Genomic DNA, 26362 nt, shown 5'->3' on the forward strand with positions numbered 1-26362 from the left:
GGCGCAACGACGAGCGGCTGCCTTGCCGTCAGACCGGGGGCAATCCCTGCCAAGCCCGCCGCAACAACCAGACCACCTCTTCATCCGGGGTCTGAGAAAAATCCACGTACCAATGCCCGATCGACATCAGCCACTCGGGCATCAGCGGACAGATCAGCTCATCCACTTCATCGCGTAGCGCCTCTGCGGTTTCGATGGCGGCCACCGGCACCGCAACGACAATGCGCGCGGGCATCTGCAAGCGCACTGCATCAATAGCCGCCCTCATCGACGCGCCCGTCGCCAGCCCGTCGTCGATCAGAATCACCGTCTGCCCATTCAACCGCACAGCCGCGCGCCCGCCGCGATAAACCTGCTCGCGACGCAACAGCTCTCGCGTCTCGCGAGCGACAATGGCCTCAAACTCGGCTTTGCCGACCGGGTGAGCCCGCAGCGCTTCTTCATTGAGGATTTGAATGCCGCCACTGGCAATCGCACCCATGGCCAATTCCGGCTGGGATGGAACGCCCAGTTTGCGCACCAGAATCAGGTCCAGGCGCACCGCCAGAGCGGTCGCTACTTCGCAGGCAACCGGCACACCGCCACGCGGCAAGGCGAGAATGATCACGTCGGATTGATGGGCGTAATGGCGTAGCGGCTCGATCAAACGGCGGCCGGCATCGGCGCGATCCTGCAAGACCGTGGGCGAACAGAAACTCATCTGAAAACCTCCACAGGCGATCACGCCTGCCGGTTAGTCCCCAGATGAATTGTCGGCCCGAGTTCCAGCGACGGCAACCCGCCCCACTACACCAACCGCTCGATTTTCTGATGCTTCCACACCCGTTTGTAATACAGCGTCTGCAGCACCAGCATGCCCAGATACGCCACCGGAAATGCCATCCAAACGCCCTGCAGACCGAAGTGTCCGTCCAACACATAGGCCACCGGCAACTGAACCCCGACCACGCAAAAAATCGAAATCGCCATCGGCACCAACACATTGCCGCTGGCGCGCATGATGCCGCCGATGATCGCCTGGAAGCCAAACACCAACAGGCTCCAGAGCATGATGTGCAACAGTTGCTCGGCCTTCGCCCGCGTCAATTCATCGGTCAAAAACAGGCCCAGCAACCAGTGCGACAGCAGGTAACCCAACACCACCAGACCACCGGTCAGGCACACGTTGATCAGCAGACCCGTGCGCAAAATCGGCCCGATCCGCTCGACCCGCGCCGCGCCAATCGCCTGCGCACCAAGGATCGAGGCGGTGATCGCAATCGACAGCGCCGGAAACTGCACGTAATTGACGATCTGCGTCACTGCGCCATACGCCGCCGTCGCCTGCGAACCGTGCTGATTGACCAGCGCGAGAATCACCAGCTCCGACACCGACAACACCACCATCTGCAACCCGGTCGGCAACCCGATGCGCAATACCTTGCCCAGAATCACCCGGTCCAGTCGCATCGCCGCAAACATCTCGCGATCCGGCGCCAACGGATGCCCCCGCCTGATCAGCCGCCACGACAACCAGCCCATCGCCGCCAGATTGCCCACCAACCCCGCATACGCCGCACTTTGAATCCCCATCATCGGTAGCCCCAGCCAACCGCGAATCAACGCCGGCGTCAGCGCCAGCCCGATACACGTCGACACCACCAGCGCCACCAGCGGCGACACCGTATCGCTCACCCCGCGCAGCAACTGCGTGAACAGCACGTACACCAGCAGCGACGGCATGATCCACATCATCACGTGGGCATACGCAACGGCATCGTCCAGCACATCCGCCGGCGTGCCCAAACCCTGCAGCGCCGCCCGCGCAAATACGCTGCCGAGCACCGCGGCTGTCAGGCCGATGATTGCACCCAGGAGCAACGTCGTACCGGCAATGGCTTTGACCAGATGCGGTTCGCGTGCGCCCCAGGCCTGACCAATCAACACCCCCGCCCCGGCGCCGAGGCCGATCACCAGCGCGATGAAAAAGAACACGATGGGGAACATGCCCGACACCGCGGCCAGCGCTTGCGTGCCGAGCATCTGCCCGATGTAAATGCTGTTGATGGTGCCCGACATCGATTGCAGAAAGTTGGAGAGAACCATGGGCGCGAGGAAAAGCAGGTAGGTTTTCCAGAGGTGGTGATCGGTGGTCGGAGTTTGCATTGGGTGAAGATCCGGCTCGACTGCGGGGTACGGTTTGCAAGGATAGCGTCAGCGGCGATGAACACGGTGAAATGATGGGTCAGGGTGTGTCCGTTTTTTTGCGCGACGGGGAGTAGACGTCGTAGGACCGCTATAAAGTTCCTGCGCAAAGCTCGGAACCGCTCACCTTGCCGGGGGATGCGATGAGGCTTATAGTCCGGTCCGTCGTCCGGATGGGCGATTCGGGTTTGGCGACCTGATAACAGAGAATGCGAGGGCTCCAGGCTTTATTGCAGGGGTCGTCGCACCCGCAAAGCCGCTATTATGGCGGCTGTGCGCGGGAGACCTTCGGGTCTGCCGGTTTTCTCTGTTGCCGGTTCGCCAACCTGCGCACAGCTGCCACCCAGTCGTTTGGCGACGACTGAGTGACGGCGTTAGCCAATCAAACAGAGATTTTCATATGAATAGATACATGCCCTTAACCGGAATCGACCTGATCCCGGCTCTTTGCTCATCGACACCCAAGCCCCACTCGACGTCCTGCAAGCCATGGCCGACCACCGCATTCGCTCGGTCACGCAGGTACTGGAAAACATCGCCTATCGCGCAGAGCTGGGTTGCGACACGGTGGTGTTGACGGACTTTTCTCAGCTGCTGGTCATTCCGTTGCGCGATGGCTGTGATTTGATGGATGTGATTGGGCGGCGGTTGCGCGCGCAGGTTGCGAGTGAGTGATGAAGACGGGCGCTGAATGCGCCCGTTTTTCGGTGAGTCTGCTTTCGGCGATTAACTGCCGTTCACGAGCGACCGCTTCCTGCCAATGCCTTTTGCGGCACCGTTTGCTCAGCAGCTTCTTTCAGGCTGAGCACCAGGGAAGTGGCGTCCATATCCGCGCCGCCGTTGTCGATATGATTTTTCAGAATGGCGTAAGCGGCTTCTGCAGTTGCGATAGTAGCGCCCACTTCCCGGCCAGCGTCCATGGCAAGGGTCAAGTCCTTGGCGAGTAGCCAGGTCTTGAAGCCCGCCTTATAACCCTTCGATGCGGGAGCGCTTGGAACAACACCCACACCGGGGTTCCAGACGCGGAAAGTCCAGTTGTCGGCAGTGGAGCGGATGGCGATTTCAAAGAACTCTTTCAGGTTCAAACCCAGACGCTCAGCCAGTGCAGTAGCTTCGCAGTTCACTGCGACGCAAACACCCATAATCAGGTTGTTAACGACCTTGGCAGCTTGACCTGCTTCCGGGCCGCCAGCATGTGCGATATAACCGCCCATCGGGCCCAGCAGCTCTTTGACACGGGCCACGTGTGGGTCTTCGCAACCAATCATGAAAGTCAGACTAGCGTCTATGGCACCTTCTGTACCACCGGAGACCGGCGCCTCAGCGAAGATGCGGCCTGCCTTTTTGGCAGACGCGTGCACGGCGCGGGCGTTTTCAATACCAATCGTAGAGCAGTCGATTACAACCGTATCTGGATCAATACTCGCAAACACGCCGTTTGGGCCAGTCAAGACTTCTTTGACCTCAGCACCGGTAGGCAGCATCGTGAACACGGCATCTACGCCCTTACAGGCTTCGGCCACGGTGGCACAGATCTCGACGCCATTCCTGGCAGCCCCTTCACGGGCTGTTGAGTCAATATCTACACCTTTAACAGTGTAGCCAGCGTTCAACATGTGTTTGGACATCGGATTGCCCATGAAACCGAGACCGATCCAAGCGATAGTTTTCATTTTTGTTCTCCATTGCTTTAAAGGATTTATGTCAAACAATTCTGCGCATTCAATATCAGCTGCGTTATTCGGCGCCTTGGTGGTGCACGCAATACTTAACGCTGATCAATTGACTTTATGTAGGGATTTACGCTTACTTCGCTCCAAACACCATTCAGAGCGAATGGATCACTACGCTGAAACTCTTCAGCTTGCTCAAGAGTCTCCGCCTCTACTACAAGCATGCTTCCAATTTTCTTATCGCTATCAGCGGAAGTGTAGGGCCCAGCAATTAAGATTTTTATTGACGCGCTTTTTAAGTACGCACGATGCGCATCATACAATTCATCGCGCCTTGTTGGTGTAGAGGGATTATCTCTGCAGTAGATGACGTATAGCATGCTGCACCTGTTATTATTTTTCGGTACCTTCCCATAAGTTAGACCCTCAAAGAATGGTCTAACTCGATGGGATTACGGTACTTCCGCCGGTGGTGCCTTCACAACACAATAAACACACATCCGGCGTGCAAAAAATCACTGATGTCGCTATAGGAAGATTTCCTGATTGGCATTGACCTGGTCTGCGATGAACCTTGCCACCTCTCGAATGTGTGCAGCTTTGCGATGATCCTCGTGCACATGCATGTAGAACGAGCGCTTGATGCTGACCTGGTCTGAAAGGACAGGAATCAGCTTGGGAAAAGAAGTAGCAATGTAGGCAGGGAGAATCCCTAGCACCGTGCCCCCCAAGACTGTATGCAGCTGAGTAAGCAGGTTGGTGCTGCGCAAGCGCGAAACCAGCTCCACGTCTAATCCACTGGAAAAATTGAGTTCAGGTGCGAACAAAAGCTCCTCGACGTACCCCACAAATGGGTGACGTTCCAGATGCTTCTGTGTTCGTATCGGAGGGGACTCATCAAGGTATTGACGGGTGGCGTAAATTTGAAGGCGATAGTCTGTAAGGCGTCGCGAAGCAACACGCATATGTTCCGCTGTAGCCAGGCTGATGCCGATATCTGCCTCACGCTTGGAAAGACTAAACACACGGGCAGCTGCGTAAATCTCTATTTCTAGATTGGGATGTTTCTTTGTGAGTTCGGCAAGTTTGGGAGCGAGAAAAACGCTGCCGAAGCCATCCGGGGCACCAATTCTTACCAGACCGGAGATTTGGCCAGGATCGGTTTCATCGCTCTTGTACGAGAGCAGAATGCTCTCCATACTTTCAACAGCGTTTCGAACCCTCTCCCCCTCGGGAGTTAAATCGTATCCGGAATTGCTCTTGTGGAAGAGTCTTATCTTCAGTCCATCCTCTAATGCTGCGATATGCCGTGCAACTGTTGTATGTTCCGTCCCAAGTTTTTCGGCAGCGCCTGACAAAGTACCGGCCCTTGCCACGGCTAAGAAATATCGAAAGTCATCCCAGTTTTCGTTTTTTTGTTTTTTTGACATCTCTTAATTCCTAACCTCAGTGAGAAATTACTACTCAGGATCCTCCCATGGAGCCCTGTTAGTGAATCTGGACTCAATGTAAGTTTTAAAGGCCTCGACTTTTGCCGATGTGTAGGCAGATGAAGGTCTAACAAGGTACACGCCCGAGTCAGCGCCGAATGTCCAGTTTGGAAGTATTCGAACGAGCTGACCTTTCTTCATGGCTCTTGCCACTAGCCACGTACTGCCAGCCACAATACCTAAGCCATGGATGGCAGAAATCAGAAGGCCTTCGTTATCGTTACTTTTGATTGAGCCTTTTGGCCTGACGGTGACGGCCTTACCATCCGACACGAGCCGCCAGTCAGGAAAAGTGCTGAAGCCCGTGTAGGACAAACATTGGTGGTTCACCAAATCGTGAGGGTGCTGGGGTGCTCCATGTCGCTCGATGTACACCGGCGAGGCACACATGATCCGCCTTTGATCGCAAAGCTTTCGCGCAATCAGCCGGCTATCTGGCAAATCTCCGATACGTATCGCCAAGTCATGGGCCTTCGAGACGATATCCACGAATTCGTCGGTGTACTCGAGTTCCAGCGAGAGAAGCGGGTGGAGTTTGGCGAACTCAGCGATCAAAGGACTTAACCACATCCGGCCCATTGCGGACGGCAGCGACAATCTGAGCGTGCCCTGGATCGCCGAAGCGTCTTGAAGCGCTTCGGATTGGGCTTCCTGAATCAACCGCGCAGCGGCGCGGATGTTCTCAACAAAACGCGCACCGACGTCAGTGAATCTGACGGCTCTGGTTGTTCTCTCAACCAGCCGAACACCCAGCTTCATTTCCAGTGAGGAAATTCGCTTCGACAAAACGGATGGATGCCGCTCGAGAACCTTTGCTGCCGCTGAAAACGTGTGATGGTCTGCAAGCGCCAGGATTGCTGAAAGTTCATCGGATTTGCGGCTATCGAACGGATCCATCAACAACCTCAGCAGGGGCGGGATTCAGAGTTAAGGGATCAGAACAATTGAGCCTTTGGAATGCCCGTTCTCAATGTCCTGCTGGGCCTTGGCTGCTTCCTTCAAAGGGTACGTTTTGGAAACATGGGCTTTGATGATGCCCTTGGCGATAGCGTCGAGTACGTCAGCTGCACGTTCCTGATAAGCCTCAACTGTAGCTACATGCGCCATCAAGGAAGGCCGGGTGAGATACAACGAGCCTTTGGCATTTAGTGTCCCTACCGCGATAGGATCCGGCACCCCACTGGAGATACCGTAAGAAACCATCAGGCCACGCACGCGCAGGCAATCCAGCGAAGTGTCAAAGGTCTGCTTGCCGATTGGGTCATAGACAACGTCGGCCTTCTTCCCACCGGTGACTTCCTGGACGTTTTTTGCCAAGGTCGCGCTGTCGAAAACGAAGACGTGATCACAACCGGCAGCGCGTGCCCGCTCTACGCTCGATTGTTTCGACACGACTCCGATTACGTTCGCACCCAAGTGCTTTGCCCAAGACGCCATCAGCTGACCGACACCGCCTGCGGCGCCATAAAGCAGAACGTTTGTGCCGTTGACGACCGGGTAGGTGGTTTTGAGCAGGTACTGAGCGGTGATGCCTTTGAACAGGATCGACGCCGCCTCTTCAAAGCTCATATTGTTGGGTAGCTTGACCAATCGCTCTGCAGGATAAAGTCTGACAGCGGCATAGCTTCCAATAGGGCCAGTTGCGTATGCCACGCGATCACCAACCTGAACGCTCGTTACGTTCGGCCCAATGGCCTCCACAACGCCAGCGCCTTCCAAGCCAATGCCTGAAGGCAGCGGGATCTTCACTTCACCACGGCGCTGACTGATATCCAGGGGATTCACCCCCACCGCGTATTGCCTGAGACGTACCTGTCCGTCAGACGGCTCACCCACCTGAACGTTGTCCAGATGAAGTTGCTCGGCACCGCCAAAGCTCTCAAAACGCACTACATCATTCATCACTCATCTCCCGTGGAATCCACTGTATCAAAAGTCGCACCTTGCACCCAAGGCAACAAGCCATGTCAGGTGCAGCACAGAAGTGCACTGAATGCACGAATCTGATTGTTTTCACGGGAGGGTTTGGGTTCAACGGGCTGTGCGATAGGTGGGTGGCTGTCAGCGCGGCATTCCCTTTTTTCTGCACATCCGTTGAGCAGATTCTGCTCTGTGACACGCCATAGGCCACTCCTAGACTCAGTTGCGTTCCCTCGGGTGCCAGGCGACTTGGCTCCCGTTGTATGGAGTACGAACCATCGAGCATCACCGAATTGTCGGAGCGTCAGCTTCAGATAATCCAACGATGGCGGCCAGTTCGATTGGCCGGCAGTCAAGAACAAAAACAAAATGAGCCCACCGGGCCGAGGAACTGCAAATGAACGAGATAGCGCAAGAGCAAACTGTTGGCTCATCCGAAATAGGACGGCAAGACAAGAAGGTGATTTTCGCCTCTTCTCTTGGGACGATTTTCGAGTGGTACGATTTCTTCCTGTATGGCGCCTTGGCAGTCATCATCGGCAAGCACTTTTTCTCAGGGGTTAATGACACAACCGCCTTCATTTTTGCCCTGATGACATTCTCCGCCGGGTTCCTTGTAAGACCCTTCGGCGCGTTGGTGTTCGGTCGCTTAGGCGACATGATTGGCAGAAAATATACCTTCATGGTAACCATCATCCTGATGGGCGTGTCGACCTTCCTGGTAGGGATCCTTCCCACCTACGCAACCTGGGGCATTGCCGCTCCAATCATTCTCGTCTTTCTGCGTATGCTCCAAGGCCTGGCGCTTGGTGGCGAGTATGGCGGGGCTGCCACCTATGTGGCCGAGCATGCGCCAAGAAACAAGCGCGGCATGTTCACTGGCTGGATTCAGTCCACAGCGACCTTCGGACTGTTGCTCTCACTGCTGGTCATCTTGATCTGTCGTAAAATCACCGGCGATCAATTTGAAGTATGGGGCTGGCGGATCCCGTTCCTCTTATCTCTGGTGATGGTCGGCATCTCTGCATGGATTCGTATGAGCATGCATGAATCGCCCTCCTTCAAAAAAATGAAAGAAGAGGGAACCACTAGCAAATCGCCCATCCGCGACTCATTCGGCTCCTGGGAAAATCTGAAGGTTGTTCTCATTGCGCTATTCGGGATTAATGCCGGTCAAGCCGTAACGTTCTATACCTCGCAATTCTATGTGCTGTTCTTCATGACTCAGTTCCTGAAGATGGATCCCGCACAATCCAACATGTTGTTGATCATCAGCGTGGTAATCGGTGCACCCTTCTTCGTCATCTTCGGCTCCCTTTCCGACAGAATTGGCCGTAAGCCGATTCTCATGGTTGGGTTGCTGCTTGCTACTGTCCTTTACTTCCCACTGTTCAAAGCTTTGAGCTACTACGGAAACCCTCAGATCTCGCAAGCAAGCGCTGCCGCACCTGTCACGGTGACTGCAGACCCTGCTTCGTGCACATTCCAGTTTGACCCTGTTGGCAAAGCCAAATTTGATAGCGCCTGCGACAAGACCAAAACTTACCTGGCCAAGATGGGCATCCCTTATGAAACCGTTGCTGCCCCGGCTGGCGGTGAGATTAAAATCGCCGTAGGCGGCACCGTCCTCAATGGTTTTGACGCTGAAGCCATTAAAACTGTAACTGTTGCAGCAGGCTACCCAGCAAGCGCGGATCCGGCACAGGTCAACAAGCCAATGGTGGTAGCGATCATCGTCGCTCTGATTCTCATTGCCTGCATGACCTACGGCCCTCTGGCCGCAACGATGGTTGAGCTGTTCCCGACCCGTATCCGTTACACCTCAATGTCCCTGCCCTATCACATTGGTAATGGCTGGTTTGGTGGCCTTCTACCGACGATCTCTTTTGCTTTGGTGGTTTACACCGGCGATATCTACTACGGCCTCTGGTACCCCGTTCTCATAACAGGCGTCAGCCTCGTTATCGGTGTCATCGCACTTAAAGAGACTAAAAACGTCGATCTCGATGCCGTCCAGACTTCGAAGTGAAAGCGTCGATTTTAGAAACCTTAATCCAAGGAGACATCATGAATGCTTTGCTGAACAAGAACGACACTGCAGTGGCTCAGGTCAAGTTGCTGATCAACGGCGAGTGGGTTGATTCCAAGACCAACGAATGGATGGACGTGGTAAACCCCGCCTCGCAGGCAGTATTGGCGAGGGTACCAATGGCCACTAAAGAAGAAGTGAAGGCTGCCATTGATTGCGCTGAGCGCGCATTTCACAGCTGGAAGAAGACGCCCATCGGCGCTCGCATGCGCATCATGCTTAAACTGCAGGCTTTGATACGTGATAACTCCAAGCGCATTGCTGCCGTGTTGAGCGCTGAACAAGGTAAGACCATTGCTGATGCTGAAGGCGATATCTTTCGGGGCCTTGAAGTAGTGGAGCACGCTTGCTCAATTGGCACCTTGCAAATGGGCGAGTTCGCCGAAAACGTCGCGAGCGGCGTCGACACTTACACGCTTCGACAGCCCATCGGCGTGTGCGCTGGCATTACGCCGTTCAACTTCCCTGCGATGATCCCACTGTGGATGTTCCCGATGGCGATTGTCACGGGCAACACCTTCGTCCTGAAGCCATCGGAACAGGATCCTCTGTCGACCATGATGCTAGTGGAGCTGGGCCTGGAGGCCGGCATCCCGGCGGGCGTTCTGAACGTAGTTCATGGAGGCAAAGAAGTCGTCGATGCTCTGTGCACTAACCCGGATATCAAAGCCATCTCGTTCGTAGGTTCTACCCACGTCGGCACACACGTCTACAACCTGGGCAGCCAGCACGGCAAGCGCGTCCAGTCGATGATGGGTGCCAAAAACCACGCAGTGGTGCTGCCTGATGCGAATCGCGAGCACACCCTGAACGCACTGGTTGGCGCCGGCTTCGGCGCTGCGGGCCAGCGCTGCATGGCCACCTCGGTGGTCGTCCTGGTAGGCGAAGCCCGCAACTGGTTGCCCGATATAAAGGAACTGGCTCTGAAGTTAAAGGTGAACGCAGGCTCCGAGCCTGGCACCGACATCGGCCCAGTGATCTCGAAGCGCGCCAAACAACGAATACTTGATCTAATCGAAAGCGGTGTGCAGCAGGGTGCGAAACTGGAACTTGATGGCCGTGATATCAACGTCCCAGGCTTCGAGGACGGCAACTTCATTGGCCCTACCCTGTTCTCGGGCGTAACGACCGAAATGGATATCTACACCCACGAAATCTTCGGCCCGGTTCTTGTGGTCCTTGAAGCTGAGACCCTGGACGATGCCATCGCTTTGGTTAACGCCAATCCATTCGGTAACGGCGTGGGGTTGTTTACCCAAAGTGGCGCCGCTGCCCGCAAATTCCAAAGCGAAATCGATGTCGGCCAGGTGGGTATAAACATCCCCATCCCGGTACCAGTTCCTGCGTTCAGCTTCACCGGCTCTCGCGGTTCCAAGCTTGGAGATCTCGGTCCTTATGGCAAGCAGGTTGTCCAGTTCTACACCCAGACCAAGACCATCACCAGCCGCTGGTTTGACGACAAAACGGTGAATGACGGCGTGAACACCACCATCATACTGAAGTAACCGATTCGGTTGCCCGGCGCAGAGCCGGGCCCCTCCCTTTAGCTGCCGCCCTTCCGAGCACCGCAGTTTTTGCGATGCAACGGAGATTACATATTTATCGCCCGCACCAGCCGCACACCCCAGTCTGCATCCGGATTGGTCGTGCCATCGCCGAGCCGCTCCTGCATCACAGCAACACCCAAATCTCGTCGTTTTGGCAATCTATCTTTTTCTGCCGCAACCAGCGCAGCCTGGATTTCGTTTATTTTGAGGTCTGTGCAGTATGCTGGAGCGCCGGGCTGCTGCCGCCATGAGTCTTCGAGCGATCCCGCGTCGAAAGGGTCAAGTCCGGTATCTTCGACAAGCGCTTTAGCCACCTCACGATCCCGATCTCTATTGGCGGCAATCGGCAATGCGATGCGATCTGGATCGCCCGCGGGTTTACCTTTGCTCGCTAATGACGCCGAGCCGATTGCATTCCAGGCTTTTGCAACAGGGCGACCCAACTGCTCAGCCACCCAAATACTTTCTACCTGTCCAGCTTCAAGAGCGGCGATCTTCTCATCGCGGAAAGGATAATAATTGGAAGTATCGATCACCACTGTCTCACTTGGGACAGTGGACAACAGCGCGGCGATGCCAGGTATCCGAATGAGAGGAATAGACAGAATAACTGCGTCGACATCCGTCACGGCCTCTTGCGCTGTTACCGCCTTTGCGCCTGAGGAAAGCAAATTTTTTTCGATTGTCTCTGGGCCGCGTGAATTCGCAACCTTTACGTCGTGTCCTGCAAGGCTTAGCTTGCTAACCAAAGTCTTGCCGATATTTCCAGTGCCAAGAATGCCGATTTTCATGTTATCTCCGTTGATACGATGGGTTGTTCCTGTGACAGGTGGGCCAGGCCATCCAGAATGTGCCGAAGATTCTCTACGCCCTTCTCATCCAGCTGACACGCGGACCTGATCTGACCAGTGACAGCCTGAACTTCGGTCTCCAATGCCCGCCCGTGCGACGTGAGATCTACCAGCACGCGGCGCTCATCTCTGGGATCCCGTGCGCGCGTGACAAAGCCCCCAAGTTCCAGACGCTTGAGAAGCGGAGTGATCGTTCCAGTGTCCATACTCAGGCGTTCGCCGAGAACGCCAACGGGTTGCGGGGCGGCATTAAGCAGCTCCAGCACCACCAGGTATTGGGGAAATGTGAGGCCCAGAGGCTCAAGGAAGGGCTTATGTAGCCGCACCATACGATTTGCCGCACCGTAAAGGGCGAACGAAAGTTGCTGACCTACGCTGTTTCTCTTCAATGCATTTCCCCTAGCTCGCTATTATCTAGCTCGCTAGACAATAGCTCACTCTGAAGCAGCTTTCCAGACTCTTCCATGGTATTGACCTAGCGTTTGCTACTGACAATGGAAGCCGTTGTTCGGTTGCTCGGGTTGCTCGGGTTGCTCGGCAGCTCGTACGCGAACAGCGTGACCGTTTGATCACCTGCGGTTTGGTGGTTGCTCATTTCATGTTAAACATGGGGGTGATGTGAGCATTCTGGTGTTCATGAACATTCCGGGGAAGACGAAAGCCCTGTGGGTCAGAGCTTTTGCTTTACCTGCGAATTAACCGACTATCAGTGAGCCCATGCCATGATTGATCTAAGCACTTGGAACCTGACCATCCCCGTTGGCGCGCCTGCCCGGGTTATCGAGACGCCGCGCCTGGTGGACGGTTACTCGGATTCGTATTTCCGCTCCGGCAATACGCTGTTCTTCTGGTCGCCGGTGACGGGCGGGACGACGGCCAAATCCGAGTTTGCACGCAGCGAACTTCGCGAGACGTACAAGGACGGTGAGCTGCGCAATTGGAAATACCCCGAGGCCGATCACCGGATGACGGCCAACCTGTCAGTCAATCAGGTGCCGTCGGAAGGCAGAGTGGTGATCGGGCAGATTCATATCTACCAAGGCAAGGGCCCGTTGCTGAAGGTGGAGTATGTCTATGACAAAGCCAGAAAGACCGGCAGCGTGATTGCCAACTATCGACTCAAGCCGGGCAGCGAGGACACCAAGGTGGTGATTGCCGAAAATGTCGAGTTGAACCAGCGGTTCGACTACGAGGTTCGCTTGAGCTCGGCGGGCTACCTGCACGTGATTTCGCAAGGTTACCAGTGGGGCAAGCAGCTCAGCAAAAGCTGGCAGAACAAACAGCTGTATTTCAAGGCCGGGGCCTACACCCTGGACAACACCGGCTACAAGAGCGAAGGCGCGCAAGCGACGTTCTACAAGCTGGAGGTCAAGCACAGCAAGGGTTGACCGGTTCAGTTCAGTTCAGCTTCTTGTCGCATCTATCAACGCGACTCGACGCATCAAAAAAATTGAACCGCTTTTGTACGCGCTCGCCTAATGTTCAGCTTGTGGAGAATCGCACAGGCATTGTGCCAATACCGGCATACTCCGAGAGGTGGTCAACGTGGCTAAAGACGAGAAGAAAAGCAAAGGTGAAGATTCGAAATCCAGCAAGGAATTGAAAGACAAAAAGTCCTCACCGCCAAAAAAATCTGCGGCCTCGGCTTCTTCGAAATCTTCCGAAACGAAAGACAAGAAGAAAGATGCCGAACCAAAGAAATCTGCTAAAAAAGCTGATAGCAAGCCAGAAAAGGCCAAGAAATCAGAAAAGGCAGAAAAGCCGGCGAAGAAGAAAAAGTGATAACGGGTATCTGCTAGGGCTTTACGCCCTAGCATCCTCAATCCTTGTTGCATTCCGTAGCCATGAATAGAACACAGTCGATATTGGAGTCACGGCTCTACAGCCTGTGAGCAAATCCTTTCGACGACTACCGCCTGTTGCCCGTCTAAAAAGTAACAACAGCTGCGCGCCTTGGCCGTATGCCCAAGTCGACTCCATGGCCAGACGATCCGTTATCGACGGCGGAAGATCATCCCGCCGTGATGAAGGGTGGTCTCATCGACGAATACGCCGTCGGCCGTGAAGCCGGTATCGTCCCAATAGTTGATCTTATTGCCTGTCATTTCATAGCGACCTTGATAAGCGCTTTCACGAGTTCCACGCGCTTCGTCGTAGCGGCCGTTGGGAAGCAGTTGATGGCGGATGTGGCCGTCATCGGTCATCCACATGCCGACGTAGGGGTGCTTATTCATTGAGATATCGCCTTGCGCGTCAAGTGGAATACGCCTGATGACGTCGTCGTAGGGAACCAGGTCGAGGAAGGCAATGACTTCGGTTGCGCGCAAATTGTGCAATCGGATAATCCATACGTAGCTGTTGCGATAAGGCGCGCCATCGGCTGCAGTTGCGAAGCCGTCCCAGTGAACAATCACGTCATCGCCTTCGGCCCAGATATCCGTCACTGTCGGGCGAACGGGTGAAGAAAGGCGTTTTGCGAAGGGTGCCACTGCCCGCTTCAGGAAGTCATCCCGCCCCCGGTAAGTACCTGCCGAAGGACTCGTTCCCTTGATCGTCCAGATCACCTCGGGAGCCAGCACATCCTGAAAGAACGTTCGGCCACCTTGAGACCACTGTTCGAATGCTTGCGCAATGAATTGGCGGTTGCGTTCCGTAGTCGGTTCGCTGGCCACCGCGGGCACCAGCCCACCAATCAGCGTGGTGAAGACCAGTGTTACTGCCGTGAAAAGTCGTCGAAGAAGCGGCATTTCGTGTGCTCCTGAATCTATCGAATGGGCCCGCCGAGCGTGATGGGCGGTTTCTGAAGTGTGACTTGCAGGCTTGAGTGGCCGTAGCAGGATCGTGCTGATTTCTTGCTCGATCATCCGATAAGCTAGAGGTTGAACACCTGCATTCGGACGTTATGGAGTTGCGCTTGAATTCTCTTGTAAAGCTTGTCGATATCGTTGGTCGTCACGTCCAGAATGACGGCATACACAGCACCGCGATTCCAGGAGTCAGCCTGATTCGCTCGGGCACGCCTACGATGCCTATGCCCGCGGTGTACGAACCAACGCTCTGCCTGGTCGCTCAGGGACGCAAACAAGCGATGCTGGGTACTACCGCCTATGTTTACGATCCAGCCAAGTACCTGATTGCATCTGTAGATCTTCCGGTGATGGGCTCGGTCATCGAGGCGAGTGAGGCCGTTCCTTATCTGTGCCTGGTGCTCGATCTCGATACGACTGAGTTGAGTGACCTTGTGCTGCGCCATCCCCTGCCGGAAGAGAACGGCAGTGAGCCTCCCGCGGGCATCGCGTTGAACGACACGACTCCAGAACTGCTGGATGCAGTGGTTCGGCTGGCCGGGCTGCTCGACAGGCCAAGTGATATCGAAGTGCTCGCTCCGCTCGTGATTCGCGAGATCCTTTATCGCCTCCTTACCGGGAACGGCAACAGCATTATCAGGCAGATGGCACAAGCAGACAGCCGCCTGAACCAGATTGCCAAGGCCATTACCTGGCTACGCAACCACTACCACGCAACATGCCGGATCGATGACCTCGTCGATATCGCCGGCATGAGCCGTTCCTCTTTCCATACGCATTTCAAGGCGGTCACGTCGATGAGCCCGCTGGAATTTCGTAACCAGTTGAGGCTACAGGAAGCTCGCCGGCTGATGGTCACAGAAGCGATTGATGCAGCAGATGCGGGATATCGAGTCGGCTACGAAAGTCCCTCGCAGTTCAGTCGAGACTATGCCCGTATGTTCGGTATGCCACCGGCGAAGGATGCCTGGCGGCTGCGCAGGGCAGTCGAGGTGTCGACCGGATGACGGGCCAGGGCCTCCTCACCGGAAGTCGGCCTGGATGACACGTCGCACCATTTGTCGCAACCCACATGATCAGCGGATTTTTTGACCGTCATTTTCTTTTCCTCCAGCCTCGCCAAATTAATATGGGCTGGCGGTTGGGCGGACAATCAGTTCACTGATATCCACGTCGTCAGGTTGCTCGACGGCATAAGCGATAGCACGGGCGATGGCCGAAGCGGGGATCGCGATCTTACGAAATTCACGCATCTCGGCCCGTCCGCCTTCGTCCGACATGCTCTCGGCCAATTCCGATTCAGTTACCCCAGGCGAAATAACCGTGACACGAATGTCCCCACCGACTTCCTGACGCAGTCCTTCTGAAATAGCCCGCACCGCATACTTCGTGGCGCAGTAAACAGAGGCTGTCGGGCTGACCGTGTATGCACCGATAGACGCAATATTGATGAACTGACCCGATTTCTGCTTCTGCATCAGAGGCAAACCTGCCGCAATACCATGCAGCACTCCGCGAATGTTGACATCGATCATCTGATCCCATTCAGACACCTTCAGCGCCTCAAGCTTCGACAGTGGCATCACCCCTGCGTTGTTGACGATCACATCGACCCGACCATGATGCCGGACCGCAAAATCCACAAACGCTTGCACATCGGGCCGGCTGGTGACATCAACCGCTTTGAATTGGGCACTTCCCCCAGAGGCATTTATCTCGTTGCAGAGGACTTCAAGGCGATCCGTGCGACGCGCACCCAGCACGACGTGTGCCCCCTCGCTAGCTAAAAGACGCGCGGTCGCCTCGCCGATACCGCTGCTGGCGCCAGTGATCACAACTATTTTCTTTGATACGTTCGACATGATCCTGATCCTTTACTGAATGCTTGATGACAAGAGAGGTGTCTCGCTACGAGTCCAGATTAGGGATAAAGGAATACAACGAGTGAGTCCGATCCTCCTGACAATTTGCCTGATCCTGTGGGAGGTGAAGCGTCGCGACTGATGCATTTGTGTCCCGCGTCCGCAACCTATCTGCGAAAGTCATTAGGCAAAGCGGTTTCCAATCTCTTATATGAACTGCAAGATTGAAGGAGCCGGCTCGAATCACGCGATCTGACTTGGAATCCACCAACCCGCCTCCATAACACTACCTCCACCCAACGTCCCCGAGAGGAAGCACTCACCATGACCAGTCAAACCGAAACTGCCATTCTCGCTGGTGGCTGCTTCTGGGGCATGCAGGACCTGCTGCGGCGCTATCCCGGTGTGCTGCATACGCGCGTCGGCTACACCGGCGACGATTTGCCGAACGCCACGTACCGCAATCATGGCAACCATGCCGAAGCCATCGAGATCGTCTTCGACCCGGCCGTGATCAGCTACCGACAGATTCTTGAGTTCTTCTTCCAGATACACGACCCCAGCACACCCAATCGTCAGGGCAACGACCGCGGCGCCAGCTATCGTTCGGCGATCTATTACCTGAGTGAACAGCAACGCGACATTGCCGAGGACACTGCCGCCGACGTCGACGCTTCAGGCCTGTGGCCCGGTCGAGTGGTGACAGAAATCGAACCGGCGGGAGCGTTCTGGGAAGCGGAGCCGGAGCACCAGGATTATCTGGAGCGTATTCCGAACGGCTACACTTGCCACTTCATTCGTCCGGACTGGAAATTGCCGAAGCGCGCCTGAGCACTGGCAGCTCGGGCAATTCACCGCCCTCTTTCCCAAAGCGCTCCAGATTCACGCTGATCGAGTTCTACAAATGTATTCATTCAATCCAGAAGGTAGACCAATCGCGGTTCAATAGAAGTTGTACTTACTTCAAGTATTGCCAACGTCACCGGAAGTTTGAAGCGCCGTCGGCCCGCGCTGCCAGGATTGAGATAAAGCATCTCACCGCGCCACTCCATGCGCGGCTTGTGGGAGTGACCGGTGATGACGAGCTTGATACCTGCGTCGAGTTCGCAGGGCACATCGGCAATGTCGTGCACCAGCAATGCCTGCCAACCATTAATGTCGACCTGGAGCACATCTGGCAGGTTTTCTGCCCAGGTACTCTGTTGGTCGTTGTTGCCGCGTACAACATGCAAAGGAGCAATGATCGCGAGTTGCTCAAGAATTGTCGGGCTACCAATGTCACCCGCGTGAACGAGCAACTCACAACCCTCTAACGCCGCGAGCGCTTCGGGGCGGAGCAGGCCGTGGGTATCGGATATCACGCCGACTTTCATGTCATCTCCGTAAGGTGGCCTCATCTCGTTGAATTGCCGAGGTGCGTGGCTAATCCAGCAAGAACATATCCCCTTCCACTTCCGTTTCGCCGTGTTTACGACTCTTCGCCGCGGAGTCGTAGAGGATCAGCAGAACCTCCCCAGGCTGCTCGGCCGACTTGAACAGACACATGGCTTCAGCGTGATCGTTGCCTTGTCCGAAAGGTACCTCCATTACTTTCTCCAATTGATCCGAAAAGACCACGCTGTCGGTGTCGGACGCGAAACCGCCTCGCCAGCGGAAAACGGTTACCGGACCATCCAGGTCCATGGACGGACCCGCCAGCATCAGCAGGTCGTCACCGCTGGTGCACAGGTCGCGCAAGCCCAGGCCATTGAGCGCGAAGAAATGCTTGCGGTAGCGGCGCCCATCCGGACCGATCTTCTTCAGCACCAGCGTGTCAGTCGAGTCGGCTTTCGGCTCCGGTTCAATCTCCAGCAGCACTGCCCAGCCGCGAAGCACCGGTCCACGCAGCCCCAGCAGAAGGCGCGAGCCGATCACCGCCAACCCTTCAATATCGAAGCCGTTGTCTTTACCCGGGATACGCAGAAAATCACGTAGCTGAGGGTCTTCAGCAATCGCCGCGGTCAGGTCGTTACCAACGTCGTTGCCGTGTAGCTGCGCCGCCGTACGCCCATCGACGTCCACTTTTCTGGCGAGTACATGGCTGTCGTTCTGATGCACCACGGGGATGCGGGCCAGCAGAAAGCGATTGCCGTCTGGCTCTACCGTCGACAGGCGCTTGATATTCTTCTGTACAGAATTGCCGGCCTCGGCCTTCTTTCGCTTCAGGCTGTGGGAGCCCACGAGCCAGAGATAACCACTTTCATGGACATAGGCCAACCCCTCGATATCGACCTCGGCGTCTTGCTTCGGCAGGGGCAGGTCCAGATACTCCAGAAGCTGAAACGATTGGTGCTCATCGCACCGGACGACGTCGCCAGGCGAAGCCTCCTGGATTTTCAGACGTTCCAGGCTCGTGGTTTCGTCGTTGGCCACCCAGAGTGTGTCGTCAATCTGCTGAGCGACCGAAAGGCCATCGCGCAACGACGCGAACGCCGGATCAAATCTCAACAGCGCAAAATTGCTTCGGTCGCTCATGAGCAGTCTCCTGTCTTTATGGCGCGGCGCGCGGGTATTGAGGTTCCCAGTGTGACTTGGGAGATGGAGAATGAGCGGCGGAAGGCCACCACGCGCTAACGCAAAAACGTGCCCCCGGGTGCGTGTCCGCTCCCTCTTGAAACCCCGCCGGTCAGTCAGCCGTTAACGCTTGATCAGTGAAATCTTCGTACCTTCAATGCTGACCCCAGCCATCAACCCTTGCTGGTCGACGATAAACGCGTACGCGTCATCTTTGAGCGTCGAGCTGGAGAGGTTCTTCGCGATGCCTTCATCGACTATCACAACCGTGGGGCCGACACCGATTTCCCAACCCCTGGTATCTTTTATATATTTCACGGCTTTGTCAGTCATTAGAAAAACCACATAGCCATACGACTGCGCACCCGCCTGAAGCCCCCACGAACCGCCGACAGAGTTGTAATAATCTTCGACCTTATTGCCCTTCATCAAAACACCTTCGCCATAGCTGCCGCCGAACACAAGCCCTGCCTTGATGATTTTCGGAAAGACAAGCACAGCTTTGGCTTGGTGCGAGATGGTTTCGGCGAATGGGGTAGCCTTATTCAGAATCTGCAAGGTTTGCCGGGAATCGGCATCGAGATCCTCGGCGGTCGCCGCAGCTGCCGGGTTGAGCAAGCCGGCCGATGCCAATGTTGCACCCGCAAGAAAAATCGATAGGAAGAACCGCAATGGTCGAGTCATTTTCCGTACTCCAAAAGAGGGAGCGTTGGATGAGAGCAGCGGTCAGCGCCTGCGTTGGCGGTACCGAGCTCACTGAACGTTATCCGGCGCACCCATAAGTGGGGAAATCCCAAGCTTCGCCCTTGAGCACTACAGACGGTCAATCGCGATGCCATCAATAGTTGTGACTACTGTGCAAAAGAACGGTTCGTCATCAACCGCCACTTTTCACTGATTTCTACATGCGCATGCGCAGGGAATCGGCTTCACCGTTCTTGACAACCCAGCGCCTCTGCCGCCTCGGTGAGGGAGTCGACGATCACGTCCCAATCCTGTTCAGCCTTCAGGTCAGATGTCTGGCCTGGACCGTGTTCGGCAGGACGCCGAACGAACACCGTCTTGAGTCCAATGGCACGGGCAGCGGCCAGATCGGAATTGTGGGCGGCGACCATCGCGACCAATTCCGGGACCAGCCCCACCGCCTTCGCAGACTTCAAGTAGGTTTGCGGCTGAGGTTTATAGGCACCGGCGATTTCCGCGCCGACGATCACGTCCCATGGTAGTGCGCCAAATTTTGCGAGATTGAGCATGCCGGCGATGTGCCCATTCGACAGAGCGCCGATCGAGAATTGGCGCTTCAGTCGCGTCAGCCCAGTGACGGAGTCGGGCCATGGATCCAGCCTCTCCCAAGCCTTGTTGAGCTCCACGAGTTCGGCATCAGTGATGCGGCCAAAATCAACGTCATGCCTGGACAGCACGGTTTCGAGATTCTCCCGGTTCAGCACATCGAGCGTAACGAACGGGCGCTCGCCTGAGCGCACGCGTTGCATGGAGGGTTGATAGAGCCCTCGCCATTGATCGGCAAAGTCGAGGGGATCAACCTTCAGCCCATGACGCTGCAGAAATGGAACCGCGGCACGGGCGACACCGTTTCGCCAATCCACGACGGTACCGAACACGTCGAATCCGAGAAAACCTACCTCGTTCAGCATGGCCATGCGGTGCTCCCACTTACGTTATGTGATTTTTGGGTCAATGCACCGGAAAAATCCTCGCCCAATCGGGCGTGCAATGCATCGAAACCGGAGTAAGCCACAACGACAACCGTTTTGTACTGACCTCGGGGTACGAGATCTCATTTCATCGGCCGCCCATTAGAAACTCATTTTAGGGACTTGTGCTTCACGTATTATGGTATACCATCATACGCACAGACACATTTCACCTGATACGGAGCAGCTCATGAGTTTCGAAATTCGCAAGATCGTCAGCTATGTCGAAGAAACCTTCATCGAAGGCGGCAAAGCCACCGATAAGCCGGTGACCATGGTCGGCCTCGCCGTTGTCATGAAAAACCCTTGGGTCGGCAACGGGTTCGTCGAAGACCTCAAGCCACAGATCAAGGCGAACTGTTCCGATCTCGGCGCGATGATGGTCGAGCGTCTGGTGAGCATCATTGGCGGCGCCGAAAAAATCGAAGCGTATGGCAAAGCCGCAGTTGTTGGCGCAGACGGCGAAATCGAACACGCCTCTGCCGTGATTCACACCTTGCGTTTCGGCAATCACTACCGTGAAGCGGTCAAGGCCAAGAGCTACCTGAGTTTCACCAACAAACGCGGTGGGCCGGGCAGCTCGATTCAGATTCCGATGATGCACAAGGACGACGAAGGTTTGCGTTCGCACTACATCACGCTGGAAATGAAGATCGAAGATGCGCCCCGCGCCGACGAAATTGTCGTGGTATTGGGTTGCGCCGATGGCGGTCGCCTGCATCCACGCATCGGTAACCGCTACATCGATCTGGAAGAACTGGCGGCTGAAAAAGCCCGGTAATTCCGCTGAGTACTACAACAAAAAGGCATGCAGGAGCGCTCCATGATTCGGCTCACCGCTGAACGCACCCCGGCTGGCACCAGTTACCTGGCGACCGGCCAAGGCCAGCCCGTGGTCTTGATCCACGGCGTGGGCCTGAACAAAGAAATGTGGGGCGGCCAAATCGTTGGCCTGGCTACCCAATACCATGTGATTGCTTACGACATGCTCGGCCACGGCGCCAGCCCGCGCCCGGAAAGCGGTACGCCGCTGCTGGGTTATGCCGACCAGTTGCTGGAGTTGCTCGACCACCTGCAATTGCCTCAAGCGACGGTGATCGGCTTCTCCATGGGCGGTTTGGTAGCGCGGGCGTTTGCGTTGCACTACCCGCAACGCCTGCAAGGCCTGGTGGTACTCAACAGCGTGTTCAACCGCAGTCCCGAACAGCGCGCCGGAGTCATTGCCCGCACCGCTCAAGCGGCCGAACATGGCCCGGATGCGAATGCGGAAGCGGCGCTCTCTCGCTGGTTCAGCCGCGAGTATCAGGCCGCCAACCCGGCGCAGATTGCCGCGTTGCGCCAGACGCTGGCAGACAACGACCCGCAAGGCTATCTGACCACCTACGAACTGTTCGCCACACAGGACATGTACCGCGCCGAGGATCTGGGCAGTATTCAGGCGCCCACCCTTGTCGCCACTGGCGAGCTGGACCCCGGCTCGACGCCGCAGATGGCCAGGCAACTGGCCGCGCAAATTCCGGGTGCCACCGTTGCCGTGCTCGCCGAGCAACGGCATATGATGCCCGTAGAATCGCCGCGCCTGGTTAACCAGCTGCTGCTGGAGTTTCTCGACACTGCGCACGCCCGACAAAACCAGATAAAGGGGATCGTTGCATGACGCTCGCACGCTTCCAGATGTGCATTGGCGGTGAATGGGTTGACGCCCTCTCCGGCAAGACTTTCGACAGCCTCAACCCGGCGCTGGCTGAACCGTGGGCGCAATTGCCCGATGCCGACGAAGCCGATGTCGAGCGCGCCGTACAGGCTGCGCAGACGGCTTTCGACAGCCCGGCCTGGCGCGGACTGACGGCCACCGCACGCGGCAAGCTGCTGCGCCGCCTCGGCGACCTGATTGCCGAAAACAAGGAACAACTGGCGCAGCTGGAAAGCCGCGACAACGGCAAGCTCATTCGCGAAACCCGCGGTCAGGTCAGCTATCTTCCGGAATTTTTCCATTACACCGCGGGGCTCGCCGACAAGCTCGAAGGCGGCACTCTGCCGTTGGACAAGCCGGATCTGTTCGCCTACACCGTGCACGAAGCCATGGGCGTGGTCGCTGCGATCATTCCCTGGAACAGTCCGCTGTACTTGACCGCAATCAAGTTGGCCCCGGCCCTGGCCGCTGGCAATACCATCGTGATCAAACCTTCTGAGCACGCTTCGGCAACGATTCTTGAGCTGGCGCGTCTGGCACTTGAAGCCGGCATTCCACCGGGCGTCGTCAACGTCGTCACGGGTTACGGGCCGAGCACTGGCGCCGCCCTCACCCGCCACCCGCTGGTGCGCAAAATCGCCTTCACCGGCGGCGCGGCAACCGCGCGACATGTCGTGCGCAGCAGCGCCGAAAACTTCGCCAGGCTGTCGCTGGAACTGGGTGGCAAGTCACCGAATATTATTTTCGCCGACGCCGACCTCGACAGTGCAATCAACGGAGCGATTGCCGGCATCTACGCCGCTTCCGGCCAGAGTTGTGTGTCGGGCTCACGCCTGCTGGTTCAAGATGAAATCTACGACGAGTTCGTCGAACGCCTGGTCGAACGAGCCAAACGCATCCGCATCGGTAACCCGCAGGAAGACAGCAGCGAAATGGGCCCCATGGCCACTGCGCAACAACTGGCAGTCGTTGAAGGTCTGGTCGCTGATGCCATCGCCGAAGGCGCGCGCTTGCGACTGGGCGGCAAGCGCCCGCAAGGTTTGGGCGAAGGCTGGTTCTACGAACCAACGCTGTTCGAATGCGACCGCAATTCGATGAAAATCATGCAGGAAGAAGTTTTTGGGCCGGTCGCCTCAGTCATCCGCTTCAAAGATGAAGCCCAAGCGCTGGCGATTGCCAACGACTCACAATTTGGCCTCGCTGCCGGCATCTGGACCCGCGACCTGGGTCGCGCTCACCGCCTCGCCCGGGATGTGCGCTCGGGAATCATCTGGGTTAACACTTACCGCGCGGTCTCGGCCATGGCACCGATCGGCGGCTTCAAGAACAGCGGCTATGGACGCGAGAGCGGCATCGATTCGGTGCTGGCCTACACCGAGCTGAAAACGGTGTGGATCAACCTTTCCCAGGCGCCAATGCCTGACCCGTTTGTGATGCGTTAGGAGAGTAGCGAAATGATCGAACCCGGCATTTACAAAGACGTCATGAGCTCCTTTCCGTCAGGGGTAACGGTAGTCACCACACTGGACCCGGAAGGCGGCATCGTCGGCATCACCGCCAGCGCCTTCAGTGCGCTGTCGATTGACCCGGCGCTGGTGTTGTTCTGCCCCAACTACGCCTCGGACACCTATCCGGTTTTGCGCGACAGCAAGCAATTTGCGATTCACCTGCTGTCCGCTGACCAGACAGCCGAAGCCTATGCCTTCGCCAGTAAAGGCAAGGACAAGGCAAAGGCCATCGAGTGGCACCTCAGCGCGTTAGGCAACCCGTTGCTGGCCAAGGCGACGGCGATCATCGAGTGCGAACTGTGGCGCGAATACGATGGCGGTGATCACGCGATCATTGTCGGCGCAGTGAAAAACCTGATCCTGCCCGAGCAGCCGATGACGCCGATGATCTATCACAAAGGCAAGCTGGGCGCCCTGCCCGTCCTGACCTGACCAACCCAAAAACTGTAGGAGCGAGCCTGCTCGCGATGCGGTGCACCCGTCATGATTGATGCTGAATGTACCCCAGCCATCGCGAGCAGGCTCGCTCCCACAGGTGATCTACCTATATTTCCAGGAGCCAGCATGAGTCCAGCAGCCTCACCACTATTCCGCCAACAGGCTTACATCGACGGCCAGTGGCTCGATGCGGCCGATGGCGCCTGTCAGGAAATCTTCAATCCGGCGAGCGGCGAAGTCATCGGACGGGTGCCTGACCTTGGCGCGAGCGAAGCAAGACAAGCCATCGCGGCCGCCGACAAAGCATGGCCGGCGTGGCGTGCGCTGACCGCCAGGGAGCGCAGTCAGATGCTCAAACGCTGGCATGCGCTGATGCTCGAGAATGCCGACGCGCTGGCAGAAATCCTCACCCTCGAACAAGGCAAGCCGCTGGCGGAAGCCAAGGGCGAAATTCTCTACGCCGCGAGCTTCATCGAGTGGTTCGCCGAAGAGGCGAAGCGCATCTACGGCGACACTATCCCGAGCCACAAGGGCGATGCGCGCATTGTGGTGAGTAAAGAGCCTATTGGCGTTGTCGCGGCCATTACACCGTGGAATTTCCCGGCGGCTATGATCACCCGCAAGGCCGGTCCGGCATTGGCCGCTGGCTGCCCCTGTATCGTCAAACCGGCTCCGGAAACGCCGTTTTCAGCGTTGGCCATGGCGGCTCTGGCCGAACAGGCCGGTATCCCGCCGGGTATTTTCAACGTCATCACCGGCGACGCTATCGCCATCGGCGCCGAGCTGACGTCAAGTGCGCAGGTGCGCAAGCTGTCGTTCACCGGCTCCACGGCCATCGGCAAATTGCTCATGGCGCAGTGCGCACCGACGCTGAAAAAAGTCTCACTGGAACTCGGCGGCAATGCACCGTTTATCGTCTTTGACGACGCCAATCTGGAGCGGGCCGTCGAAGGTGCGCTGATCGCCAAGTTTCGCAACGCCGGGCAGACCTGCGTATGCGTCAATCGCTTTCTGGTGCAGGCTGGCATCCATGACGCCTTTGTAGCGCGGCTGGCTGAACGTGTGGCCGAACTGAAGGTTGGCAGCGGCTTTGAGCAAGGCATCAATCAAGGCCCCTTGATCAACGAGCGCGCCGTGGCAAAAGTGGAAGATCACGTCCAGGACGCCCTGGCCCAGGGCGCGCAATTGCTCTGCGGCGGCGAGCGCCACGCGTTGGGCCACGGTTTCTTCCAGCCGACCGTCCTGGCCGGCGTGACCCTGGCGATGAAAGTCGCGCGGGACGAAACCTTCGGCCCGCTGGCCGCCGTGTTCCGCTTCGATTCCGAAGCCGAGGCAGTGCACATGGCCAACGACACCGAATTCGGACTCGCCGCCTACTGCTACACCCGCGATCTTGGTCGCGCCTGGCGCATGAGCGAGGCGCTCGAATACGGCATGGTTGGAATCAATGAAGGGTTGATTTCCACTGAAGTTGCACCGTTTGGCGGGATCAAATCTTCGGGTCTGGGCCGTGAAGGCTCCAAATACGGCATCGAAGATTACCTGGAACTGAAATACACCCTGATGGGTGGGCTCGACGACTTCGGGAGCACGCCGCTATGAGCAACGATAAATACGAAAAAGGCTTGCAGATCCGCACTCAGGTGCTGGGCGAAGCCTACGTGAAACGCTCCATCGAGAACGCCGACGACTTCACCCGCCCACTGCAGGAAATGGTCACCGAATACTGCTGGGGCCACGTCTGGGGCCGTGAGGGTTTGTCGCTTAAGGAGCGCAGCATGATAAACTTGGCCATGATTTCGGCCCTCAATCGGCCGCACGAACTCAAGCTGCATGTACGTGGTGCCTTGCGTAACGGGCTGAGTCGTGAACAAATACGCGAAATTCTGCTTCAGGTCGGTATTTATTGCGGCGTTCCCGCGGCCGTGGACAGTTTCCGGCTCGCCCGTGAAGCGTTCGCCGAAGCCGATGCCGAGGCCTCCAGTTAACCCTTGGCTGTTTCATTGACTGAGCACGATGATCCACGGATCGA

27 protein-coding genes and 2 pseudogenes are annotated in these 26362 nt (G+C 56.7%); 13 read left to right on the top strand and 16 right to left on the bottom strand.

Translation table 11 applies throughout. The features are described from left to right. Window positions 1-28: 28 nt before the first annotated feature. Entirely contained in the window at window positions 29-700 is a 672-nt protein-coding gene (locus tag ACYZT1_RS15175; RefSeq protein ID WP_462015526.1) for a phosphoribosyltransferase, read from the bottom strand. An 86-nt stretch (window positions 701-786) separates the two neighbouring features. Beyond that, window positions 787-2145: an MATE family efflux transporter gene (locus ACYZT1_RS15180; RefSeq protein WP_462015527.1), complete on the bottom strand. Its 1359-nt coding sequence runs from the start codon at window positions 2143-2145 to the stop codon at window positions 787-789. Between the two features lie 439 nt (window positions 2146-2584). Here ACYZT1_RS15180 and ACYZT1_RS15185 point away from each other — a divergent pair. Continuing rightward, window positions 2585-2859: pseudogene (locus tag ACYZT1_RS15185) on the top strand (hypothetical protein). A 62-nt stretch (window positions 2860-2921) separates the two neighbouring features. Here ACYZT1_RS15185 and ACYZT1_RS15190 read toward each other — a convergent pair. The 5 genes from ACYZT1_RS15190 to ACYZT1_RS15210 all read right to left on the bottom strand — a co-directional run bounded on the left by ACYZT1_RS15190 (window position 2922) and on the right by ACYZT1_RS15210 (window position 7249). Then, a complete protein-coding gene (locus tag ACYZT1_RS15190) occupies window positions 2922-3857 on the bottom strand; it encodes an NAD(P)-dependent oxidoreductase (protein WP_462015528.1) in 936 nt (311 codons plus the stop codon). Between the two features lie 95 nt (window positions 3858-3952). Then, window positions 3953-4237 carry a YciI family protein gene (locus ACYZT1_RS15195; protein WP_462015529.1) on the bottom strand — a complete coding sequence of 95 codons (285 nt, stop codon included), beginning with the start codon at window positions 4235-4237 and terminating at the stop codon, window positions 3953-3955. A 147-nt stretch (window positions 4238-4384) separates the two neighbouring features. Continuing rightward, the gene (locus ACYZT1_RS15200; protein WP_462015530.1) at window positions 4385-5287 is read right to left on the bottom strand and encodes a LysR family transcriptional regulator; all 903 of its coding nucleotides are present in this window, start codon (window positions 5285-5287) and stop codon (window positions 4385-4387) included. 30 nt (window positions 5288-5317) lie between these two features. Beyond that, on the bottom strand, window positions 5318-6244 hold the full coding sequence (locus ACYZT1_RS15205; protein ID WP_462015531.1) for a LysR family transcriptional regulator: 927 nt from the start codon (window positions 6242-6244) through the stop codon (window positions 5318-5320). Window positions 6245-6274: 30 nt separating this feature from the next. Continuing rightward, a complete protein-coding gene (locus tag ACYZT1_RS15210) occupies window positions 6275-7249 on the bottom strand; it encodes a quinone oxidoreductase family protein (RefSeq protein ID WP_462015532.1) in 975 nt (324 codons plus the stop codon). A gap of 415 nt (window positions 7250-7664) precedes the next feature. Between ACYZT1_RS15210 and ACYZT1_RS15215 the strand changes: the two genes are divergently transcribed. Both ACYZT1_RS15215 and ACYZT1_RS15220 read left to right on the top strand, forming a co-directional pair. Then, on the top strand, window positions 7665-9296 hold the full coding sequence (locus ACYZT1_RS15215; RefSeq protein WP_462015533.1) for an MFS transporter: 1632 nt from the start codon (window positions 7665-7667) through the stop codon (window positions 9294-9296). Between the two features lie 38 nt (window positions 9297-9334). Beyond that, window positions 9335-10861 carry a CoA-acylating methylmalonate-semialdehyde dehydrogenase gene (locus ACYZT1_RS15220; protein WP_462015534.1) on the top strand — a complete coding sequence of 509 codons (1527 nt, stop codon included), beginning with the start codon at window positions 9335-9337 and terminating at the stop codon, window positions 10859-10861. 86 nt (window positions 10862-10947) lie between these two features. Here the strand turns inward: ACYZT1_RS15220 and ACYZT1_RS15225 are convergent, their stop codons facing one another. Then, window positions 10948-11694 (bottom strand): NADPH-dependent F420 reductase, encoded by a 747-nt coding sequence (locus ACYZT1_RS15225; protein WP_462015535.1) that lies wholly within the window; start codon window positions 11692-11694, stop codon window positions 10948-10950. Further along, a complete protein-coding gene (locus tag ACYZT1_RS15230) occupies window positions 11691-12083 on the bottom strand; it encodes a MarR family winged helix-turn-helix transcriptional regulator (RefSeq protein ID WP_462019256.1) in 393 nt (130 codons plus the stop codon). The genes ACYZT1_RS15225 and ACYZT1_RS15230 overlap by 4 nt, the downstream gene beginning before the upstream one ends. Before the next feature lie 393 nt (window positions 12084-12476). Between ACYZT1_RS15230 and ACYZT1_RS15235 the strand changes: the two genes are divergently transcribed. Together ACYZT1_RS15235 and ACYZT1_RS15240 are read left to right on the top strand one after the other, a co-directional pair. Next, on the top strand, window positions 12477-13142 hold the full coding sequence (locus tag ACYZT1_RS15235) for a polysaccharide lyase family 7 protein (protein ID WP_462015536.1): 666 nt from the start codon (window positions 12477-12479) through the stop codon (window positions 13140-13142). A 148-nt stretch (window positions 13143-13290) separates the two neighbouring features. After that, window positions 13291-13536 (top strand): hypothetical protein, encoded by a 246-nt coding sequence (locus ACYZT1_RS15240; RefSeq protein WP_462015537.1) that lies wholly within the window; start codon window positions 13291-13293, stop codon window positions 13534-13536. A gap of 212 nt (window positions 13537-13748) precedes the next feature. Here the strand turns inward: ACYZT1_RS15240 and ACYZT1_RS15245 are convergent, their stop codons facing one another. Together ACYZT1_RS15245 and ACYZT1_RS15250 are read right to left on the bottom strand one after the other, a co-directional pair. Continuing rightward, complete coding sequence (locus ACYZT1_RS15245) at window positions 13749-13988, bottom strand: Atu4866 domain-containing protein (protein ID WP_462019257.1); 240 nt, start codon at window positions 13986-13988, stop codon at window positions 13749-13751. 90 nt (window positions 13989-14078) lie between these two features. After that, window positions 14079-14618 (bottom strand): annotated as a pseudogene (locus tag ACYZT1_RS15250) (nuclear transport factor 2 family protein); the annotation flags it as partial. 50 nt (window positions 14619-14668) lie between these two features. On the opposite strand from ACYZT1_RS15250, the gene ACYZT1_RS15255 reads away from it, so the two are divergent. Then, complete coding sequence (locus tag ACYZT1_RS15255; protein ID WP_462015538.1) at window positions 14669-15568, top strand: AraC family transcriptional regulator; 900 nt, start codon at window positions 14669-14671, stop codon at window positions 15566-15568. Between the two features lie 117 nt (window positions 15569-15685). Here ACYZT1_RS15255 and ACYZT1_RS15260 read toward each other — a convergent pair whose 3' ends face one another. After that, the gene (locus ACYZT1_RS15260) at window positions 15686-16423 is read right to left on the bottom strand and encodes an SDR family oxidoreductase (protein ID WP_462015539.1); all 738 of its coding nucleotides are present in this window, start codon (window positions 16421-16423) and stop codon (window positions 15686-15688) included. Window positions 16424-16747: 324 nt separating this feature from the next. On the opposite strand from ACYZT1_RS15260, the gene msrA reads away from it, so the two are divergent. Further along, on the top strand, window positions 16748-17254 hold the full coding sequence (msrA, locus tag ACYZT1_RS15265; protein ID WP_462015540.1) for a peptide-methionine (S)-S-oxide reductase MsrA: 507 nt from the start codon (window positions 16748-16750) through the stop codon (window positions 17252-17254). 83 nt (window positions 17255-17337) lie between these two features. Here msrA and ACYZT1_RS15270 read toward each other — a convergent pair whose 3' ends face one another. From ACYZT1_RS15270 to ACYZT1_RS15285, 4 genes are all read right to left on the bottom strand, one after another. Continuing rightward, window positions 17338-17796, bottom strand: a complete 459-nt coding sequence (locus ACYZT1_RS15270) for a metallophosphoesterase family protein (protein WP_462015541.1) — start codon at window positions 17794-17796, stop codon at window positions 17338-17340. A gap of 49 nt (window positions 17797-17845) precedes the next feature. Further along, complete coding sequence (locus tag ACYZT1_RS15275; RefSeq protein WP_462015542.1) at window positions 17846-18937, bottom strand: DUF3616 domain-containing protein; 1092 nt, start codon at window positions 18935-18937, stop codon at window positions 17846-17848. 162 nt (window positions 18938-19099) lie between these two features. Then, the gene (locus tag ACYZT1_RS15280; protein WP_462015543.1) at window positions 19100-19660 is read right to left on the bottom strand and encodes a lipid-binding SYLF domain-containing protein; all 561 of its coding nucleotides are present in this window, start codon (window positions 19658-19660) and stop codon (window positions 19100-19102) included. A gap of 245 nt (window positions 19661-19905) precedes the next feature. After that, a complete protein-coding gene (locus ACYZT1_RS15285) occupies window positions 19906-20637 on the bottom strand; it encodes a haloacid dehalogenase type II (protein WP_462015544.1) in 732 nt (243 codons plus the stop codon). Between the two features lie 244 nt (window positions 20638-20881). Here ACYZT1_RS15285 and ACYZT1_RS15290 point away from each other — a divergent pair, with 244 nt between their 5' ends. From ACYZT1_RS15290 to ACYZT1_RS15315, 6 genes are all read left to right on the top strand, one after another. Further along, complete coding sequence (locus tag ACYZT1_RS15290) at window positions 20882-21472, top strand: amino acid synthesis family protein (protein WP_462015545.1); 591 nt, start codon at window positions 20882-20884, stop codon at window positions 21470-21472. Between the two features lie 42 nt (window positions 21473-21514). Beyond that, a complete protein-coding gene (locus ACYZT1_RS15295; protein ID WP_462015546.1) occupies window positions 21515-22348 on the top strand; it encodes an alpha/beta fold hydrolase in 834 nt (277 codons plus the stop codon). Then, the gene (locus tag ACYZT1_RS15300) at window positions 22345-23826 is read left to right on the top strand and encodes an aldehyde dehydrogenase (protein WP_462015547.1); all 1482 of its coding nucleotides are present in this window, start codon (window positions 22345-22347) and stop codon (window positions 23824-23826) included. The genes ACYZT1_RS15295 and ACYZT1_RS15300 overlap by 4 nt, the downstream gene beginning before the upstream one ends. A 12-nt stretch (window positions 23827-23838) precedes the next feature. Continuing rightward, a complete protein-coding gene (locus ACYZT1_RS15305; protein WP_462015548.1) occupies window positions 23839-24324 on the top strand; it encodes a flavin reductase family protein in 486 nt (161 codons plus the stop codon). A 132-nt stretch (window positions 24325-24456) separates the two neighbouring features. Next, a complete protein-coding gene (locus ACYZT1_RS15310) occupies window positions 24457-25932 on the top strand; it encodes an NAD-dependent succinate-semialdehyde dehydrogenase (RefSeq protein ID WP_462015549.1) in 1476 nt (491 codons plus the stop codon). Then, a complete protein-coding gene (locus tag ACYZT1_RS15315; protein WP_462015550.1) occupies window positions 25929-26318 on the top strand; it encodes a carboxymuconolactone decarboxylase family protein in 390 nt (129 codons plus the stop codon). Before ACYZT1_RS15310 ends, ACYZT1_RS15315 begins: the two co-directional genes overlap by 4 nt. The last annotated feature ends 44 nt before the right edge of the window (window positions 26319-26362 follow it).

This window comes from Pseudomonas sp. PB3P13 (assembly GCF_054897735.1).

Bases quoted from the DNA above. Each gene is read 5' to 3' on its own strand.
- ACYZT1_RS15175 (WP_462015526.1), bottom strand. From the start codon at position 700: ATGAGTTTCTGTTCGCCCACGGTCTTGCAGGATCGCGCCGATGCCGGC.
- ACYZT1_RS15180 (WP_462015527.1), bottom strand. From the start codon at position 2,145: ATGCAAACTCCGACCACCGATCACCACCTCTGGAAAACCTACCTGCTT.
- ACYZT1_RS15190 (WP_462015528.1), bottom strand. From the start codon at position 3,857: ATGAAAACTATCGCTTGGATCGGTCTCGGTTTCATGGGCAATCCGATG.
- ACYZT1_RS15195 (WP_462015529.1), bottom strand. From the start codon at position 4,237: ATGCTATACGTCATCTACTGCAGAGATAATCCCTCTACACCAACAAGG.
- ACYZT1_RS15200 (WP_462015530.1), bottom strand. From the start codon at position 5,287: ATGTCAAAAAAACAAAAAAACGAAAACTGGGATGACTTTCGATATTTC.
- ACYZT1_RS15205 (WP_462015531.1), bottom strand. From the start codon at position 6,244: ATGGATCCGTTCGATAGCCGCAAATCCGATGAACTTTCAGCAATCCTG.
- ACYZT1_RS15210 (WP_462015532.1), bottom strand. From the start codon at position 7,249: ATGAATGATGTAGTGCGTTTTGAGAGCTTTGGCGGTGCCGAGCAACTT.
- ACYZT1_RS15215 (WP_462015533.1), top strand. From the start codon at position 7,665: ATGAACGAGATAGCGCAAGAGCAAACTGTTGGCTCATCCGAAATAGGA.
- ACYZT1_RS15220 (WP_462015534.1), top strand. From the start codon at position 9,335: ATGAATGCTTTGCTGAACAAGAACGACACTGCAGTGGCTCAGGTCAAG.
- ACYZT1_RS15225 (WP_462015535.1), bottom strand. From the start codon at position 11,694: ATGAAAATCGGCATTCTTGGCACTGGAAATATCGGCAAGACTTTGGTT.
- ACYZT1_RS15230 (WP_462019256.1), bottom strand. From the start codon at position 12,083: ATGGTGCGGCTACATAAGCCCTTCCTTGAGCCTCTGGGCCTCACATTT.
- ACYZT1_RS15235 (WP_462015536.1), top strand. From the start codon at position 12,477: ATGATTGATCTAAGCACTTGGAACCTGACCATCCCCGTTGGCGCGCCT.
- ACYZT1_RS15245 (WP_462019257.1), bottom strand. From the start codon at position 13,988: ATGAATAAGCACCCCTACGTCGGCATGTGGATGACCGATGACGGCCAC.
- ACYZT1_RS15260 (WP_462015539.1), bottom strand. From the start codon at position 16,423: ATGTCGAACGTATCAAAGAAAATAGTTGTGATCACTGGCGCCAGCAGC.
- msrA (WP_462015540.1), top strand. From the start codon at position 16,748: ATGACCAGTCAAACCGAAACTGCCATTCTCGCTGGTGGCTGCTTCTGG.
- ACYZT1_RS15270 (WP_462015541.1), bottom strand. From the start codon at position 17,796: ATGAAAGTCGGCGTGATATCCGATACCCACGGCCTGCTCCGCCCCGAA.
- ACYZT1_RS15275 (WP_462015542.1), bottom strand. From the start codon at position 18,937: ATGAGCGACCGAAGCAATTTTGCGCTGTTGAGATTTGATCCGGCGTTC.
- ACYZT1_RS15280 (WP_462015543.1), bottom strand. From the start codon at position 19,660: ATGACTCGACCATTGCGGTTCTTCCTATCGATTTTTCTTGCGGGTGCA.
- ACYZT1_RS15285 (WP_462015544.1), bottom strand. From the start codon at position 20,637: ATGGCCATGCTGAACGAGGTAGGTTTTCTCGGATTCGACGTGTTCGGT.
- ACYZT1_RS15290 (WP_462015545.1), top strand. From the start codon at position 20,882: ATGAGTTTCGAAATTCGCAAGATCGTCAGCTATGTCGAAGAAACCTTC.
- ACYZT1_RS15295 (WP_462015546.1), top strand. From the start codon at position 21,515: ATGATTCGGCTCACCGCTGAACGCACCCCGGCTGGCACCAGTTACCTG.
- ACYZT1_RS15300 (WP_462015547.1), top strand. From the start codon at position 22,345: ATGACGCTCGCACGCTTCCAGATGTGCATTGGCGGTGAATGGGTTGAC.
- ACYZT1_RS15305 (WP_462015548.1), top strand. From the start codon at position 23,839: ATGATCGAACCCGGCATTTACAAAGACGTCATGAGCTCCTTTCCGTCA.
- ACYZT1_RS15310 (WP_462015549.1), top strand. From the start codon at position 24,457: ATGAGTCCAGCAGCCTCACCACTATTCCGCCAACAGGCTTACATCGAC.
- ACYZT1_RS15315 (WP_462015550.1), top strand. From the start codon at position 25,929: ATGAGCAACGATAAATACGAAAAAGGCTTGCAGATCCGCACTCAGGTG.